The sequence below is a fragment of the Novosphingobium sp. B1 genome (assembly GCF_900176395.1).
Taxonomy (GTDB): Bacteria; Pseudomonadota; Alphaproteobacteria; order Sphingomonadales; family Sphingomonadaceae; genus Novosphingobium.
This window is the reverse complement of record NZ_FWXL01000019.1, coordinates 1-16,362: the sequence shown is the minus strand read 5'-3', so window position 1 is coordinate 16,362 and position 16,362 is coordinate 1. Positions and strand designations below refer to the sequence as shown.

Sequence of the window (16,362 nt, the reverse complement as noted above, 5' to 3'; positions counted from 1 at the left end):
TCTATGCGAATTGCAATCATTGGTCTGGGGCGGATGGGCGCCAATATCGCGCGCCGACTGATGCGCGGCGAACATGAAGTCGTGGCCTTCGACCGCAATCCCCCCGTCGTTGAAGACCTTGCCGCAGAGGGTGCGATCGCGGCCACGTCGTTGGAAGCCGCCGCCAACGCGCTGACATCACCACGCATCTTCTGGGTGATGCTCCCCGCCGGCTCGCCTACCGAGGACACGATTGAGACGCTCAAGGGCCTCGCCAGGCCGGGCGACATAATCATCGATGGCGGCAACAGTTTTTACAAGGATGACATCCGACGGGCACGTTCCCTGCGAGAGATGAACATCCATTATGTGGACGTCGGCACATCCGGCGGGGTCTGGGGACTGGAGCGCGGCTATTGCATGATGGTCGGCGGGGACAAGGCGATAGTCGATCTGCTTGACCCGATCTTCGCAGCGCTGGCGCCGGGGCTCGGAACGATCCCGCGCACCGCCAACCGTATGGAGCAAGAGGGCGAAGATCCGCGCGCCGAGCAGGGATACATCCACGCAGGGCCGGCAGGTGCAGGCCACTTCGTCAAGATGATCCATAATGGCATCGAGTACGGGCTGATGCAGGCTTACGCTGAGGGTTTCGATATTCTCAAGAGCAAAAAGTCGGACAAGCTGCCGGAGGATGAGCGCTTCGACCTCAATCTGACCGACATAGCCGAAGTGTGGCGGCGTGGCAGCGTCATCTCCTCTTGGCTGCTCGATCTGACTGCCGATGCGCTGGCGAATGACCAGATGCTCAGCCAATTTTCCGGACGAGTCGCCGACTCGGGAGAGGGTCACTGGACGATCGAGGCGGCAATGGAGGAGTCTGTCCCCGTCTACGTCCTGTCCGCTGCGCTGTTCGCCCGCTATCGCAGCCGGGTCGACCATACTTTCGGCGACCAGGTGCTATCGGCGATGCGATTCGGGTTCGGCGGGCACGTCGAAATGCCGCAATGAATAAGGCTCCGGTCTCCCCGGCAGCGACGTTCGTCATCTTCGGCGCGTTGGGTGATCTCACACGTCGACTGCTTTTCCCGGCGCTCGTCAATCTCGCGGAAGCCGGGCTTCTGGCGCCTGAGACCGAGCTGCTTGGCATTAGTCATCATGACTGTGATGACGACGGGCTGCGTCGCGCTCTCGATGACTTCCTGAAAGAGAGGCCCAGTTGGGAGAACATCCGGAGCCACGTCCATTACCGGAAGGGCGACTTCCGTGATTCAAAAACGTTCACGTCGTTGGCGGGCGAGCTCAAGGGGAACGCTGTTTTCTACCTCGCCACTGGTCCAGGCTTTTTCGGCCCCATCGTCGATGCTTTAGGTGATGCGGGTCTGCTCGACGAATCCCGGGGCTTTCGGCGGGTGGTAATCGAAAAGCCGTTTGGCACCGATTTCACTACCGCACAGGCGCTCAACCGCCAGGTCCTGGCCCGCGCCAAAGAGGACCAGATCTACCGGATCGACCATTTCCTCGGCAAGGAAACGGTCCAGAACATCATGGTAGCGCGCTTCGGCAACACCTTGCTCGAATCTGTCTGGAACAACCGTTACATCGATCACGTCCAGATCACGGCCGCAAAAGCCGTAACCATCGGCAGCCGTGGCAAGTTCTACGATGCCACCGGCGCGCTGCGTGACATGGTGCCCAACCATCTGTTTCAGCTTCTCGCCATGATCGGCATGGAGCCGCCGGTAAGTTTCGATGCTGCGGCGATCCGTACCGAGAAAGCGAAGGTCATCTCTGCTATTTGCCCGATCGACCCCCACGAGGCCATTCGCGGCCGATATGGCACCGGCGCGGTCGCGGGCGAACCAGTTTCTGCCTACCTCACGGAACTCGATGTCGATCCACTCAGCCGAACCGAGACATTCGTCGCAATGAAGGTACACGTCGAAACCTGGCGTTGGACGGGGGTCCCTTTCTACCTGCGCACGGGCAAGGCGCTGGCGGCGCGCGATACCGAGATCGTGATCCAGTTTCGGGATGTACCGCTCTCTCTTTTCAGGGAGACGGTGGTCGACCGGCTCCCGCCTAACCGGCTCGTCATCCAAATCCAGCCTGACGAGGCAATCAGCCTCGAATTCGTGGTCAAACAGCCAGGCCCCGCAGTGAACACGGCGCCGGTCAGCATGGATTTCAGCTATGCAGACCATTTTGAGCTCCAACATCAGACTGGCTACGAGACACTGCTCTATGATGTGCTGACTGGCGACCAGACGCTTTTCCAGCGGGCCGACCAGATCGAAGCCGGATGGCGCGCGGTGCAACCGCTGCTCGAAATGTGGCAGCAGGGTTCGCCCGAGGAATATCCTGCAGGCAGCGCCGGCCCCGAAAGCGCCGACGCGCTGATGCATCGCGCGCACCGGCGCTGGCACCGTCTGGGATGAGCGGGCGCATACGCCTCCTTGTGTGTGACATCGACGGTACGCTGGTCCGCGATGACAAAAGCCTGTCGGACGGCGTGATCGCCGCAGTCGAACGGGTCCGGAACGCTGGTCTTGCAATGAGCCTGATCAGCGCCCGTCCCCCAAGCGGCATGTTGTGGATCGCGAAAAGGCTGCAAATCTCCGATGTCATGGGCGCATTCAACGGAGGAACAGTCATGCGCCCCGACGGAAAGATAGTATTGGCTGAGCATATCGAGCCAAACTGTGCGGCGCGGGCGATTGCCTTATTGGACCACCCAGCGGTCACCCTGTGGTTGTTCGCCGACGGCCATTGGTTTGCCCAAACGATCGACGAGGTCTACGTCCCTCTTGAACGGCATGCCGCCAACATTGAACCAGTGCTCCGGAGCCATTTTAACGGATTGCTGGCACGGGTTGACAAGATCGTTGGAGTCAGCGGCGACCGCGAGCTTCTGGCCCGCCTCGACAAAGAAATTTCATCCGCACTTGGCGCGGCGGCAACGGTCGGCCGTTCCCAACCCTACTATCTCGACATCACGGCGCCCGGTGCCAACAAGGGCGATGGCCTTTCTGCATTGGCTGGTGCAGCTGGAGTGCCGCTCGACGACGTCGCTGTAATCGGTGACCAACGCAACGATATGCCGATGTTTGCGCGTGCCGGCCTGTCGATCGCGATGGGGCAAGCACCGGCTGCCGTCCGCACGGCCGCAAGCCTAGTGACCCTTTCGAACGAAAAGGATGGCGTTGCCCATGCCATCGACTCGTTCATCTTGGCCAAGGTCGTAAGGTGAGCCACCGGCCGCCTCTGGTTCAATCGTCGTGCTGGGCACATTTCACGCGACCGGAGGGAGCTGAGCTCGGCCGTTCCGCGGACCATGGAACACGGAATTCGTTTGGCCCGCACCGACTGGGCTATTCCCGATGACGAGGAAAACGCCCAAGCGACCACCACTGCCCGCGTCGGGCAGGCTTCCGATAGGATTTCTCAGATGAAGCGCCTCATCGCTTTCGACCTCGACGGCACGCTTGCCGAGAGCAAACAGCCGATCAGCCAGGCGACTGCCGAGTTACTCAGTGCATTGCTCGGTGTCGCAACCGTTGCGGTGATCTCGGGAGGCGACTGGCCGCAATTTGAGACTCAGGTCGTCTCTCGCTTGCCCCGCAGCGCGGCTCTCCAGAACCTGTTCATCCTGCCGACCACTGGGACCAAGCTCTATCGTTTCGACAATGGCTGGCAGGCGATTTACGCTGACATTTTCACGCCCCATGAGCGCCGCCGTATCGGCGAAGCGATTGATGCCGCTATTGACGGAAACCAACTCCACGAGAAGCAGATTTGGGGCGATCGGGTGGAAGACCGCGGCAGCCAGATCACCTTTTCCGGGCTCGGTCAGCTCGCGCCGCTTGCGGCCAAGACGGCTTGGGATCCAGACTTCGCCAAACGCAAGCTGCTCCAGTTGTCACTTCGCCGCATGCTGCCGGATCTGTCCGTGAACATCGGCGGGTCGACCTCAATCGACATCACGCGCCAGGGCATCGACAAGGCCTACGGCATGCGCAAGCTTGCCGAACATACAGGCATTCCCTTTTCAGCCATGCTGTTCTTCGGCGATGCAATCTATCCAGGCGGCAACGATGATCCTGTCCGCGAAGCGGGAATCGACACAATTGCTGTACGCGATCCTGCCGAGACCAACACTGCTCTTCTCGCACTCATTGCTTTCACAAAGCCGTAGAGTTCGAGAATGCATCCGCGCAATCTGCGGTTAGACCCATGGAGATAAAAGGCCTTGGCGGATCAAACTCAAGTCACGTTATAATATTGGAAATTGTAACAATTTCAATCATGCGCGAGTGGAATTTCAGCAAGAACCAGCCAGGATCTGATCCTTTGGTGAACGATGGGCACACTATTATGATGAACAGACTTCGCTCGTTTCTGCTTCTGCCGCTTTTTGAAGCATTTGGGCGGCGCACTTGCGTCATGTGGGCCCAAAAGCTTGTGCATTTCAGTATTCTCGGGCGTCGCCTAGCCATCTGGAATGTGCGTAGCCACACAAATTTGTCAACACCCACGCCTCTCCTAATGCGGCAAACTCTAGTGGTCTTTCTCCTGGCCGGAAGCTCAATCAGTCCCCTGATGGCAAAAATCAGGAACGAAACGCCAGAAAATGCCAAAATCGACATGGAAGGTGTCTGGGCATTCAATGGACGCTCTGAGTGCAAGGTTGGCAACGCATGGATATTCATGTCCGACGGAAGCTACAGTGAGATTATGCTGCCCGATTTCACAGCGCAGGGTGATGGCAAATGGGTCCTGCGAGGGAACACGTTATTCTACTCATTGGCATTGCCGAAGGGATCAATTGCAGGGCCGTTAACGAAGCGCATGGATATAATTGAACATAGCCCCAAACGGATTGTTGCCATTACCGGACGAAGGGTCCGGCATGTAATGCACCGATGCCCTTGATCCCTGCATGAGCATTATATCTCGATTTGAGAAGAAAAACTCGTTCCTAGACGGAAAGTTATAACCTAAATGGCCCGGCAATGCCGGTGGTAACGGGGGGGTAGTTTGATGGACAGCATTCTCATCGAGGCTATCCACTGGATCACGCGTGCGATAGAAATCACGGGTACGGCGATCATTGTCGTCGGTGCGGGTTACTCGCTTCTCAGATTCCTACTGACAGCGGCAAAGGGCTTGACCGATGAAGGTTCTGTTGGAAGTTTCCGCTCAAATCTGGGGGAAGCCATCCTCTTGGGTCTCGAATTCCTGGTTGCAGCGGACATAATCAATACCATAGCTATTCAGCCAACGCTGAACAGTTTGGCCGTTCTTGCGGGCATTGTGCTTATAAGGACATTTCTGAGCTTCTCTCTTGAAGTTGAGATTAAGGGCCGTTGGCCTTGGCAAAGGGCAACAGGAGTCCACCGCGATGACTGAATAGCAGTTCGGTTTTAGCACATGTGACGTGATGTCGTGGACGACCTCCGCACCAGCGTAGCTGTGCAATGATGTGGTCGTTGTAGGTCCATGTGTGGACGACCTCCGCTGCGCAAGAGCTTTTTGGCATTGATGATTTCGGTCGGGTGCATCCATGTGTTCGGCCTGTTCGCGCAGCACCGCATGGCTGCTGGCCCTGATGAAGTCCGCAGGCTGGCTCCCTAATCACGTCATCGCGCTCGAAGCGCTGTGACCCCCTGGGTTTCACTAACCCCCGGTCTGACCGGTTCGTCATCACTACTAAGCTGCTCCAACGCATCCTATCACGCGATTATCGCGTGATGGAGATCTCCTTATGCGGCGGCGTAGACCTCCTTCCGCGTCATCACTGCCCACGCAATCCGTGCTGTCTTATTGGCGAGCGCCACTGTCGCGATCTTCGTAGGCTTGCGCTCGAGCAGGCCCGCCATCCAGGGTTGGCGAGCCGGATTCTTGCGCGTCATTCTCATAACAGCAGTCGAACCGACGACCAGAAGCCGGCGAAGATAGCCATCGCCCTGCTTGGTTATTCCGCCGAGGCGCTCTTTGCCACCCGAGCTGTTTGCTCGAGGTGTCAGCCCAAGCCAGGCGGCGAACTGACGGCCTGATCGGAACAGCGATGGATCGGGCACCGCAGCTGCAATAGCCGAAGCTGTAATCGGGCCGATCCCCGGGATCGTAGCCAGCCTGCGGCTCGTCTCGTCGTTACGGTGCCAATCGAGGATTTGCGCTTCAAGCCGATCGATCTCGCTCGCTAGTGCCCTCAGTTGAGCGGCAATGCCATGAAGGGCCGAACGCGCGTGTGCGGGAAACCTGTCCTGCTCTTCGTACAGCGCCTTCAGGGCATCCACTACGCCGCCGGCGCCCAGGCCCGTCACGATCCCGTACTCAGCCAAATGGCCGCGAAGCGCGTTGATCAGCATGGTGCGCTGCCGAACAATCAGGTCGCGACTTTTGTGGAGCATCAGCACCGCTTGCTGCTCCACCGACTTCACAGCGACGAAGCGCATCGTCGGCCGGGTGACCGCTTCGCAGATCGCTTCGGCATCCGCCGCATCGGTCTTCCCGCGCTTCACGTACGGCTTCACATAGGCCGGCGGCATGAGGCGCACCTCATGGCCAATCGCTATCAACTCGCGCGCCCAGTGATGCGCCGACGCGCAGGCTTCCATGCCGACCAGGCAAGGCGACAATTTCGCGAAGAACCGAATAACCTCGGTCCTGCGCAGCTTACGCCGGATCAGCACTGCGCCATCAGCGGCGATAACATGAACCTGAAACACAGTCTTCGCCAGATCCAATCCGACGGTGACAACCTCCTGCTCCATGGAACGACTCCTAGACGTGGACCTACAACGACCACATCATTGCACAGCTACGCTGGTGCGGAGGTCGTCCACGACATCACGTCACATGCACCCAATCACACAGTCGTCGCTCTACCGCCAGCGCGCATCCATCGGCCGCTCCGTGCCCCACTTTTTTGGGTTCACGGACACTACGTATATCAGCCAGTTTGAGGAGTCGTCCATCAGGGGCATCGCGGCTCGCCAAATTATCGCCGGTCGTTTTTCAACGGAGGAAAGATCATGATGAAAAGTCGCACTTCCTATCTTTATTCGCTGGCATTGATAGGCGGCGTTCTTCTGTCTCCCAGCCTTGCTGCGGCCCAGAGCCAAGGAACAGGACAGGCCTCAACCCAGCCCCCCATGTCTCCCAACGGCAGTGCAATGCCGTCCGGTGGGATGATGGAAGGTCATGACGCGATGCCCGGCATGCAAGGCGGCATGCAAATGCCTAAACCCGTTATGGCACAGGACAAGTCAGGATGCTGCGCCAAGAAGATGAAAACTATGGGAAGGTCGAAGCACAGCCCCAGACATCGCAGGCACGCCAAGCCGGCCGCCGCAAAGCCTGCACCGATGCCCGCCGACAAGCCAATGCCCATGCAGGACGATATGTAAGAGTATCAGCATGAAGCGTCCGCTTCATCAAATCACTACTCACCGAACTCTCTGGAGTCGGATTGGCTACCGGGTTCTGATCGCACTGACGGTGATGCTCACATCACCGTCGGTCGTGGCGCAAACCGCTGACGAGCACGCTTCGCATCATCCAGGCGGAGGCGGGGCAGCTCCAGCCATGCCTGCCGCAGCCAGCGGCACCGACATGCCTGCAACACAACCCATGGGAGGCTCGGGCACTGACCCAATGGCCGCCATGATGAAGCAGATGATGTCACCGTCGGCCGGATCTGCCGGGCCGGGAGGTATGGGTGGCACAGCCGCGCCCTCCGGCTGTTGCGGGCCAATGGGTGCCAAACCCTTCTACCCCTCGCTGATGCAATGGCCAGCGCTGACCGACGAAGCGCGGCGGGCCGTTCGAGCCGAGGCGTTAAAGCGCCTCGGCTCGGGGACCAATGCCCTCGCTGCCGAGCAATCCCGACTCCATCACGCGCTCGCATCCAATGACTTTGCAACAGCAGGCGCCTCTATCAAGGGGGCTCGCGAAGGCCTTGCTCAGGCCGAGAGCGGCGTGAGCGCCCTCAAGGGGCTGGAAGAAGGCAAGGCCCCCCGCGAAATCGCTCTCACATGGTTCAAAAATCAAAATGGAATAGGCGGAGCTGAAAAGATGGCGACGGATAGCGGCCTTTCCTGGTGGCACATCATTGGAATGGTACTGCTCGCGGCCGCGCTACTTACCGCCCTGCTCTTGCGGCAGGCTCGGCTTCGTCGCATCGCGAGCCTTGTCGAGCGACTGATGCCAGGATCGCCCTCCGCACAAACTTCAATAGGCGCTCTGGCTGCACCCACGGCAATGGCACAGCCCGCTGTTCTCGCGGGCGTCCCACAGGTGTCTGCCGCGACTAATGCACCGCCGCCCGTTCGACGCCCTTGGAAGGGGGTGCTGCGGATCAAGGCGATCTTCGACGAGACGCCAAACGTGAAGTCGTTTCGCTTAATGGAGCCGGATGGCGGTTCCATTCCCTTCACCTTCCTGCCTGGTCAATATGCCACTATCACCTCGGAAATCGACGGACAGAAAGTCCGTCGATCCTACACAATCTCATCGTCTCCCACGCAGCGCGACTATATCGAACTTACGATCAAGCGTGAACAATATGGCCTGGAGTCGCGTCATCTTCACGATCATGCCGATACCGGCGATCTCCTTGAAATATCTGCCCCCGCCGGCAGGTTCTTCTTCACGGGGAAGGAAGCCGACGGCATCGTTCTGATCGCCGGCGGCGTTGGCATCACGCCAATGATGAGCGTTTTGCGAAGTCTCACAGACCGGTCCTACGAGCACGACATTTTTCTACTTTACGGCGTGAATACACCTGAAGACCTCATATTCCGCGATGAGTGCGATCATCTGGCACGGCGCCATCCCAAGCTTCACGTCGCGTATGCCGTCGCCAAAGCTGAAGGCACCGATTGGCAAGGCCATGTTGGCTACATAACGGCGGATTTCATAGCGGCCTCGGTACCCGACATTTCGAAACGACGAGTCCACTTGTGCGGCCCCCCCCCCCATGATGGCCGCAGTGAAAGAAGCGCTCGCGCAGCTCAAGGTTCCGTCAGACCAGGTCAAAACCGAGGAGTTCGCTCCGCCGAAGGGTGGCCCAGTCTTGGAAACCGAACCGACGGAACCTGCTGTCACACCGGCATTCACTGCTGACCAGGCCGTACCGATTCCGTCTGCACACGCTACGATCACATTCTCGAAATCCGGCAAGGCAGGCCCGCTCGCGCCGGACCAGTCGGTGCTCGAAGCCGCCGAGGCGATTGGCGTAGCGATTGATTATGATTGCCGAGCTGGCACCTGCGGTCGGTGCAAAGTGCCACTCCGCCAGGGTCAGGCAACCATGGAGGTCGAGGACGCGCTCGCCGCGGATGAGAAGGCAGCGGGAATCATCCTCGCCTGTCAGGCAAAATCGACGGGTGACCTGGTGGTGGAGGCCTGATGACCGAAACCGAAAAAATCACGGTCGGAGGCCTGGTCAGTGTGCTAACGCTGATCGTCCCCGGATTTCTTATCCATTCCGCGCCCCGCTTCCCGGGCAGCCTTGCCGGGAGCATGTTCGGGATCGCCGCCGCGCTTCTGTTCCTGCTCCTGCTGTCCTACACGGCGGTGAAGCGGCAGGCCTGGATCAAGGAGCGGACCAAAGGCTCCATCTCGCTTGGGGCGCTAATGGGGTTTCACGTCTACGCCGGCGCAATCGGGGCATTGCTCGGCATCATTCACTCCGGCCACAAGTTTCAGAGTCCGCTCGGTGTGAGCCTTGTGATATCGATGCTCGCGGTCGTCGCGAGCGGATTCATCGGGCGATATTATCTTGCGCAGGTCAGCCAGGATCTCCGGCTTCAGCAAATAGAGCTCAAGCTGCTTCGCGACCGCTACGATGGGTTGGCCACAGTTTCCGTAGTCTGGACCCGCGATAGCGTCGTCGATCCGTCAGGACTGAGGCTCGATCATCTGCTCGGGGCCATTTCAGATCTCGAATTTACAATAATGGCACGGGATGCGATCAAGCGCACCCTCGCGCGGTGGACTGTGTTCCATGTCGCGGTTGCGATTGTGATGTATGGCCTGATGGCATTGCACATTTGGGGCGGCTACTATTACGGCCTTCGGTGGCTGCCGTGAAGCGAACCACAATCCTTTACCTGGTGCTTGCGACGATCGCGCTGCTCGCCGCCGCCGCCATCCCTTTCACCGTCTACCGATCGGGGAGCACGGCGCTGCCTCAATGGTCATCGGCAGTCCGTCCCGGCCCCCTGTCAAGCGCACACGCGTTTCTTGAAGGCAAATGCGAGAGCTGCCATACTCCCAATCAAGGCATCAAGGCCGCAACCTGTATCGCATGCCACGCTTCTGCTCCTGAACTCCTGATGAAACCAGCGACCGCCTTCCACGCCAACCTGAAGGAGTGCGCGGGTTGCCACATCGAGCATCAGGGCCGCACTCTTCGTCCGGTTAGGATGGATCACCAGATCCTCGAGGAGATTGCGAGGCGTACTACGGGACAAGCTGCAAAACTCGACTGCCAGTCCTGCCACGCGCCTCGGGATATCCATAAGGGATTTTTCGGTCCCGAGTGCGCAAATTGCCACACAACGGAACGATGGAAAATCAACGGCTTCTTGCATCCCAGCCCAAAATCGACCGAATGCTCGCAATGCCACAAGGCGCCGCCGAGCCATTACATGATGCACTTCGAGATGATGGACAAGATGATCAGCGGCGAAAAACGGGCGCGGGTGGACCAGTGCTTCAGTTGCCACCAGACCGACTCGTTCAACAACATCAAAGGCGTCGGTATGGTCAAGGTGCATTGAGCGATCATTTTGCGCAGATAATTTGGCGACGGACAACCCAAGCAATGGTCGGCTTTTACACCACCAGCCCGCAGCGCACCTTGAACCCGTTCGCCAAGATTGCCCAATGAACCGCGATCAGACAATCCATGAGACACAATGGGCGAGCCGCTTCAGCGCGCGCGTCGGTAGCAACAGATTCACCCTGGCAAGTCCACGTCGACCAGGCCGTGGGTTTCCGAATCAAGCTAAGATCGAGACAGGTTTGGTTATCGACGGGATTAGGTTTGACGCACGCGCTGAAGCGCCCCGCCGCACAAGAAATTTCGCTAAGCCCGCCAAGTTCGAAGCCAATGAAACCAAATCCGTACCCAATGCAAAGAGAGCTCCGACCATTAGATTATGGGCGAGCCAGAACGGTGCGCCAACGAGAAACAGACCCTTCATTCGCGAAGTCGAGGTTTGCAATCGCGCAAGGCTGCCCAACGAGCTGCCGGTAAGCGCCAGAGCGGACGGGATGCCATGCCACGTCACAACCGAAAGAAAGACCAACAAAATCAGACTCGCCCCATAAAGTCTTGTTACCACGTAGCGATCTCGCACCGATGCAGAGATGACCAGTTGAGAGCATGAAATGAAACACGCCATCGCAGCTGTGTGCGAACCCAGTAGCAAAAAATAGAGCGCGAATGCGGCAGCACCCGCACTCTGGATTTTGACCACCGTTCGATAATTGCTGAAAAATGGCCAGCTGATGATGCACAAAAGTGCTAAGCAGCCTAAAGCGGTAACGATCATGACCGCGGCAGCGCGGTTTTTCTGAACTTGATCTGCATCACGCGCTCAACTCTATCGTTTGTCATAGCTAAAGCATGAAGGACCGATGCTAATTGCGCTTCAATTTCCTTCTCAGTAGAATTACAGTAAGCATACGCCGACGGCCGGGGCGCGGTTCGATCGGGCTGCAATTTCGTGCTGATTGGCGCACCAATCCCAAGGCAGGAGGCGATCGAGTTGGCTGACTGGCTGGTCAGCGATTAGAGTCTGTCACGTTGAGGTTGAAGCATAGCCTGAGTTTCTGAGGTAGTTTGCGCATTCGTATGGCGGGAAGCAGTCGAGCAGCGTTCCGATGCGCTGCCATGTGGCTTCGACGGAGCGTTCGGCAGCTTTGCGCAAGAGCAGCTTAAGTTTGGCGAAGACTTGCTCGATCGGATTGAGATCGGGGCTGTAGGGCGGCAAGAACAGGAGCTTGGCCCCCGCCGCACGGATGGCTTTGCGCACGGTCTGGCCTTTGTGGCTGCCGAGGTTATCCATGATCACGATGTCGCCCGGCGAGAGGGTCGGCACGAGGAACTGCTCGACGTAAGCCGTGAAGAGCTGGCCGTTGATCGGGCCGTCGAGCACACAGGGTGCGTCGATCCGGTCATGGTGCAGCGCAGCGAGCAAGGTCAGGGTCTTCCATTTGCCGAAGGGAGCCTTGGCCAGCAGCTTGTTGCCTCGCCGCGACCAGCCCCGGATCGGGGTCATATTGGTTTTGGCCCAGGTTTCGTCGATGAAGACCAGCCTGGTGGGGTCAAGCCGCCCCTGATACTTCTTCCATTGCTCGCGCCGACGGGCGATCTTGGGACGATCCTGCTCGGCGGCGAACAGCGTTTTTGTTGAAGCTGAACCCGGTGTCAACGCCGACATAAAATGGGGCCAACCACCGGTTTAAAAACGGGCCAGTTGGTTCAAACAAAGAGCCTCGGGTTGAGGCTGGGCATTATCGGCACCGGGGAAGCAGCTGTAGCGGAGCGGAAGCCGATTTCCCGCTGCCGATAGCCGTTCTAATCATGGCATCTTGCTGCCCTCCTTGTTCTTTTCGCGCTTGCGGCTACTGGCGAGACGGAAGCTGTCGCCATTCATCTCGAGGATGTGGACGTGGTGGGTCAGCCGGTCGAGGAGCGCGCCTGTGAGCCGTTCGGAGCCGAACACCGATGTCCATTCTCGAAGGGCAGATTGCTGGTGATCAGCGTGCTGCCGCGCTCGTAGCGTTGGCTGAGAACCTCGAACAACAGTTCGCCGCCAACGGCGGTGAACGGCACATAGCCGAGCTCATCAAGAATCAGCAGCTTGACCGAAGCCAGATGTTTCTGGAGCGTGCGTAACCGGCGCTCGTCCCGGGCCTCCATGAGGTCATGCACCAGTGCCGCGGCCGTGGTGAAAGCCACGCTTTGCCCCTTCTGGCAGGCGGCAAGACCGAGCGCGAGCGCGGCATGCGTCTTGCCGGTACCACTTGGGCCCAGCGCGATGACATTGCGGCGCTGCTCGATCCATTCCCCGCGCGCCAGTTCCAGCACCAGCGCCTTGTTGAGCGAAGGCTGGGCGGCGAAGTCGAAGGTGTCGAAGCTCTTGGTGTGCGGGAACCTGGCCATGCGAATACGGCGCTCGACCATCCGGCGCTCGCGGTCGATCCGCTCGAGTTCGCATAACCGCAGCAGGTAGCGTGGATAATCGGCGCGATCCTGCACGGCCTCAAGCGCGACCTTCTCATATTCGCGTACAAAGGTCGGCAGCCAGCCTTTCACCAATGCTCTGGGCGTGCCCGCGCAATACTGCTTGCCGACGCTCCACGCATTGCTCGAGAAATCGCGCGTTCATAGCATCAAAGCTGTCGGCCACCGGCATCGGCACCATGAAGTGGTACCGAGAATAGCCCACCAGCCCCTCAACCTTGCCTTTGTCGTTGCCCTTGCCGGGCCGGCCGATCTTGTCCTCGAACAGGTAGTGACTTTGCAGGGTCGAGAACATCCGGCTGCGTTCGCGCTTGCCGTCACCCAGGATCGGCGCCACCGCCAGCCTGGTGTTGTCGTACAGGATCGAGAGCGGAATGCCGCCGAAGAAGGCGAACGCTGCCACATGGCCCTCGCAAAAGGCCTCGGCCACTTCGGCGGGGTAGGCTTTGACAAATGGCGCATCGCTGTGTGGCAGATCCATGCAGAAATAGTGGAACCGCGTCAGCTTGCCGCCGATGACCCCATCCGCCTCACCAAAATCCACCTGCGCGTGCCCAGGCTTGTGGCTCGGCGGGATGAATACCTCGCGGCTGTGCAGCTTCGTGTTCGCTACATAGTCGCGGACAATCGTGATGCCGCCGGTGAAGCCGTGCTCATCGCGCAGCCGTTCAAATATCCGCACCGCCGTATGGCGCTGCTTGGCATGCACCGTGCGGTCATCCGCCAGGATCTTGTCGATGATCTCGGTGAGCCCCGTCAGCTTCCCGCTGAATGACCGACCGCAACGGCCATGCTGCGGCGGCTCGGGGAAAACTAGCATCTTGTCGACCGTCTTGCGGTTGATGCCAAAATACGTCGCAGCGCCGCGGCGGCTCATGCCGTCGATCATCACAGCGCGGCGGACCTTCTGATAAAGCTCCACTCTCTTCATCCTCTACCCCCGCGCAAAAACGGAGGTCTAACAGGACTGGCCCCTCACATGGGGATTATTTAGTCAAGCGCTTGTGCGGGGACGCCGCGCAGGCGCTTTGCTATATGGTCTCATGCATCTGGCCTCGCAACTATGGCCCAGAAATCCGGCACCGTTGGGCAACTTGCCGATCCTTGTATCCCGTGATCCATGGTCTGAGCCTGTTGCAATAAGCGCCCCGGGAACCGGTCCGCTCTAACCTCACATCCGGTCGCCGCCATGTCGCGGCCGACACCACAATCCCGCTTGCGTCGGGTCAGGCTCAGGAGACGGGACCAACCTTTTTGTCGGCGAGTAAGCCAAGAGGGCCAGACGGTCCGTCCACCTGGATCCGGCAGGGACGATGCCCTGCGGGAACTCGTAAGAATAGGTGTCGCTCAGACCGCTTTCAGCAGAGCGCCCTTCGGCACGACACCGGCCGAGCTGAACTGCCACAGCGCGATCAAGAGCTTACGGGCGAGTGCGACGATCATCACGCGCCGTACACGACCACCGTTCGCTTGCACCCGTTCCGCGTACCAGCGTGTCAGCTCGGACTCCAGCTGGTGTCGCAGCCAAAGCCAGGCGACCTGGATCATGGTTGTGCGGAGTCGTTTGTTGCCGGCCTTGGACACGCCCTGCTCGCGGTCCATGTTACCGCTCTGCCACGGCGATGGCGCAAGACCCGCGTAACAGGCGACCTGTCGCCGGTTGCTGAAGTTGCGGAAAAATGCCTCGGCGTGCCGCACGCCAGCGAACTCGGGACCAATGCCGCGTAGCTGGAGCAACCGGGCGCCGGCCGGATCGGCCACCTCGTCCGTCGCCGTCTCCAGCATCGCATCGCGCTCGCGCTCGACCTCCTTGATCTGGCGCATGACCAGTTCTAGCCGATCCAGTTCGCGCTCTATCTCGAGCTTCACGTGGCGGGGCAGCGGCCGTCCGTCACCGGTCATCAACTCCTCCAGTCGCGTCCGCCGGTTCGCGCGAAGCGGCTCATAGTCGCCGACTCCTTGCGCGAACAGCAAGCCCTTGACCCGGTTGATGTGCCGGATGCGCTCGGCCACAAGCGAACGTCGCTCGCGGCATATGCGCCGGCGATCCTCGTCCTCCACGCTCGGCACCGTCACCATCGCGCAGACCCGAGGCTCTCCGCGCTTGTAGGCGAGCAACGTGCGGACCAACGCCTCGCCGTCCAGCTTGTCCGTCTTCGCACGCCGGCTGCGCCGCGAGGCCGCGATCGAGGCGGCGTCGACGACGTGGCTCTCGATGTCCTCGCGCACTAGGCAGCGGTGAATCCAGAAGCCATCCAGGCCGGCCTCCTGAATGACAACCAGCGGGTATTGTTCGCCCGTCCCCTCCCGCGCCTTCGCCTGCAATTGGGCGAACCGCTCTAGCAGTGCCGGCACATCACCGCCCATCACCTGGTGTCGCGAAATGCGCTCGCCGCGACCCGGTGACAGCGACGTCACCAGCCAAGTGGAACGGCTCAGCTCGAGCGACACGAAGATCGCGTTCAGCTGAGTGCTAACGGCGGCTTGGGACAAAATGGACACGGGCAACCTCCTTCGCAACAAAGCGGGAAAATCATTCTGCCACAACCAGCGCCCCCCGCGCCCATGGGATCTTTTTAATCCGGGGGTGCCGGCCGGCGAGTGGCCCCTTTTATTGCCGGTATTCTCACCCGGCGCGGCGCAGTTGATGCCACACCGCGTTGTGGCTCACATCGAAGCCCCGAACGCGCAACTCATCCGCCAGCGAGCGGACCGTCAGATGCGGGCAGGCCTCCAGCCGGGCCAGCAGCCATGCCTCCTCACTGGCAAGAATGCAGGGACGCTGACCACCCATCGGCTTCGCTGCGACATTGCCCAACACGCGCAGTCGCTGCGCCCACTTCACGGCAAGATCGACCCGCCAAAACAGCACCCGCAACACGCTCGCGCAGATCAGAAGAATAGGGCTTGGCCATAGCTGCTGGCCTCCAACTCCAGCCAGCAGCTTGAATCACACATCTACGCCGTTGTGAATCCCGAAGTCGATTCAATCACAATGTGACAGACTCTAGGGCGAGGACGTCGGTGTAGATTTCCGCTGAGAATTGACCCGGTAGGGGCATAAATTTCCACTGAGAATTGACCCATGTTTGAACCCGCCCCTGGCTGACCAGTCTGGG

15 protein-coding genes and 3 pseudogenes are annotated in these 16,362 nt (G+C 59.6%); 11 read left to right on the top strand and 7 right to left on the bottom strand.

Annotation, left to right across the window (positions count from 1 at the left end):
- The first annotated feature begins 3 nt into the window (after positions 1–3).
- The 6 genes from gnd to B9A23_RS19240 all read left to right on the top strand — a co-directional run bounded on the left by gnd (position 4) and on the right by B9A23_RS19240 (position 5,388).
- Positions 4–990: a phosphogluconate dehydrogenase (NAD(+)-dependent, decarboxylating) gene (gnd, locus tag B9A23_RS19265; RefSeq protein WP_254895197.1), complete on the top strand. Its 987-nt coding sequence runs from the start codon at positions 4–6 to the stop codon at positions 988–990.
- Positions 987–2,417, top strand: coding sequence for a glucose-6-phosphate dehydrogenase (gene zwf, locus B9A23_RS19260; protein ID WP_084280811.1), 1,431 nt, complete (start codon positions 987–989; stop codon positions 2,415–2,417). Before gnd ends, zwf begins: the two co-directional genes overlap by 4 nt.
- Positions 2,414–3,229 carry a Cof-type HAD-IIB family hydrolase gene (locus B9A23_RS19255; protein WP_072384127.1) on the top strand — a complete coding sequence of 272 codons (816 nt, stop codon included), beginning with the start codon at positions 2,414–2,416 and terminating at the stop codon, positions 3,227–3,229. The genes zwf and B9A23_RS19255 overlap by 4 nt, the downstream gene beginning before the upstream one ends.
- A gap of 198 nt (positions 3,230–3,427) precedes the next feature.
- Positions 3,428–4,174 carry an HAD-IIB family hydrolase gene (locus tag B9A23_RS19250; RefSeq protein WP_072384128.1) on the top strand — a complete coding sequence of 249 codons (747 nt, stop codon included), beginning with the start codon at positions 3,428–3,430 and terminating at the stop codon, positions 4,172–4,174.
- Positions 4,175–4,260: 86 nt separating this feature from the next.
- Positions 4,261–4,911, top strand: coding sequence for a hypothetical protein (locus B9A23_RS19245; RefSeq protein WP_217806631.1), 651 nt, complete (start codon positions 4,261–4,263; stop codon positions 4,909–4,911).
- Between the two features lie 108 nt (positions 4,912–5,019).
- A complete protein-coding gene (locus B9A23_RS19240) occupies positions 5,020–5,388 on the top strand; it encodes a DUF1622 domain-containing protein (protein WP_072384129.1) in 369 nt (122 codons plus the stop codon).
- A gap of 353 nt (positions 5,389–5,741) precedes the next feature.
- Here B9A23_RS19240 and B9A23_RS19235 read toward each other — a convergent pair whose 3' ends face one another.
- On the bottom strand, positions 5,742–6,755 hold the full coding sequence (locus B9A23_RS19235; protein WP_084280806.1) for an IS110 family RNA-guided transposase: 1,014 nt from the start codon (positions 6,753–6,755) through the stop codon (positions 5,742–5,744).
- A 261-nt stretch (positions 6,756–7,016) separates the two neighbouring features.
- Between B9A23_RS19235 and B9A23_RS22430 the strand changes: the two genes are divergently transcribed.
- The 5 genes from B9A23_RS22430 to B9A23_RS19215 are packed head-to-tail and all read left to right on the top strand — an operon-like array spanning position 7,017 to position 10,769.
- Entirely contained in the window at positions 7,017–7,391 is a 375-nt protein-coding gene (locus B9A23_RS22430; protein ID WP_139797578.1) for a hypothetical protein, read from the top strand.
- Between the two features lie 10 nt (positions 7,392–7,401).
- Positions 7,402–9,108: a ferredoxin reductase gene (locus B9A23_RS19225; RefSeq protein WP_217806630.1), complete on the top strand. Its 1,707-nt coding sequence runs from the start codon at positions 7,402–7,404 to the stop codon at positions 9,106–9,108.
- Entirely contained in the window at positions 9,059–9,394 is a 336-nt protein-coding gene (locus B9A23_RS23090) for a 2Fe-2S iron-sulfur cluster-binding protein (RefSeq protein WP_217806629.1), read from the top strand. The genes B9A23_RS19225 and B9A23_RS23090 overlap by 50 nt, the downstream gene beginning before the upstream one ends.
- Positions 9,394–10,077, top strand: a complete 684-nt coding sequence (locus tag B9A23_RS19220) for an iron reductase (RefSeq protein ID WP_217806628.1) — start codon at positions 9,394–9,396, stop codon at positions 10,075–10,077. Before B9A23_RS23090 ends, B9A23_RS19220 begins: the two co-directional genes overlap by 1 nt.
- Positions 10,065–10,769, top strand: a complete 705-nt coding sequence (locus tag B9A23_RS19215; protein WP_084280803.1) for a cytochrome c3 family protein — start codon at positions 10,065–10,067, stop codon at positions 10,767–10,769. Before B9A23_RS19220 ends, B9A23_RS19215 begins: the two co-directional genes overlap by 13 nt.
- Before the next feature lie 222 nt (positions 10,770–10,991).
- On the opposite strand, the gene B9A23_RS19210 is transcribed toward B9A23_RS19215, so the two are convergent.
- The 6 genes and pseudogenes from B9A23_RS19210 to B9A23_RS19185 all read right to left on the bottom strand — a co-directional run bounded on the left by B9A23_RS19210 (position 10,992) and on the right by B9A23_RS19185 (position 16,121).
- Positions 10,992–11,546 (bottom strand): YgjV family protein, encoded by a 555-nt coding sequence (locus B9A23_RS19210; protein ID WP_139797577.1) that lies wholly within the window; start codon positions 11,544–11,546, stop codon positions 10,992–10,994.
- A gap of 249 nt (positions 11,547–11,795) precedes the next feature.
- A pseudogene (locus B9A23_RS19205) lies at positions 11,796–12,404 on the bottom strand (IS630 family transposase); the annotation flags it as partial.
- Positions 12,405–12,578: 174 nt separating this feature from the next.
- Positions 12,579–13,318, bottom strand: a pseudogene (gene istB / locus B9A23_RS19200) (IS21-like element helper ATPase IstB).
- Positions 13,296–14,174, bottom strand: a pseudogene (istA, locus tag B9A23_RS19195) (IS21 family transposase); the annotation flags it as partial. The pseudogenes istB and istA, both read right to left, overlap by 23 nt.
- A gap of 416 nt (positions 14,175–14,590) precedes the next feature.
- Positions 14,591–15,745, bottom strand: a complete 1,155-nt coding sequence (locus B9A23_RS19190; RefSeq protein ID WP_176218075.1) for an IS110 family RNA-guided transposase — start codon at positions 15,743–15,745, stop codon at positions 14,591–14,593.
- A 124-nt stretch (positions 15,746–15,869) separates the two neighbouring features.
- Positions 15,870–16,121, bottom strand: coding sequence for a hypothetical protein (locus tag B9A23_RS19185; protein ID WP_139797576.1), 252 nt, complete (start codon positions 16,119–16,121; stop codon positions 15,870–15,872).
- Positions 16,122–16,362 lie beyond the last annotated feature (241 nt).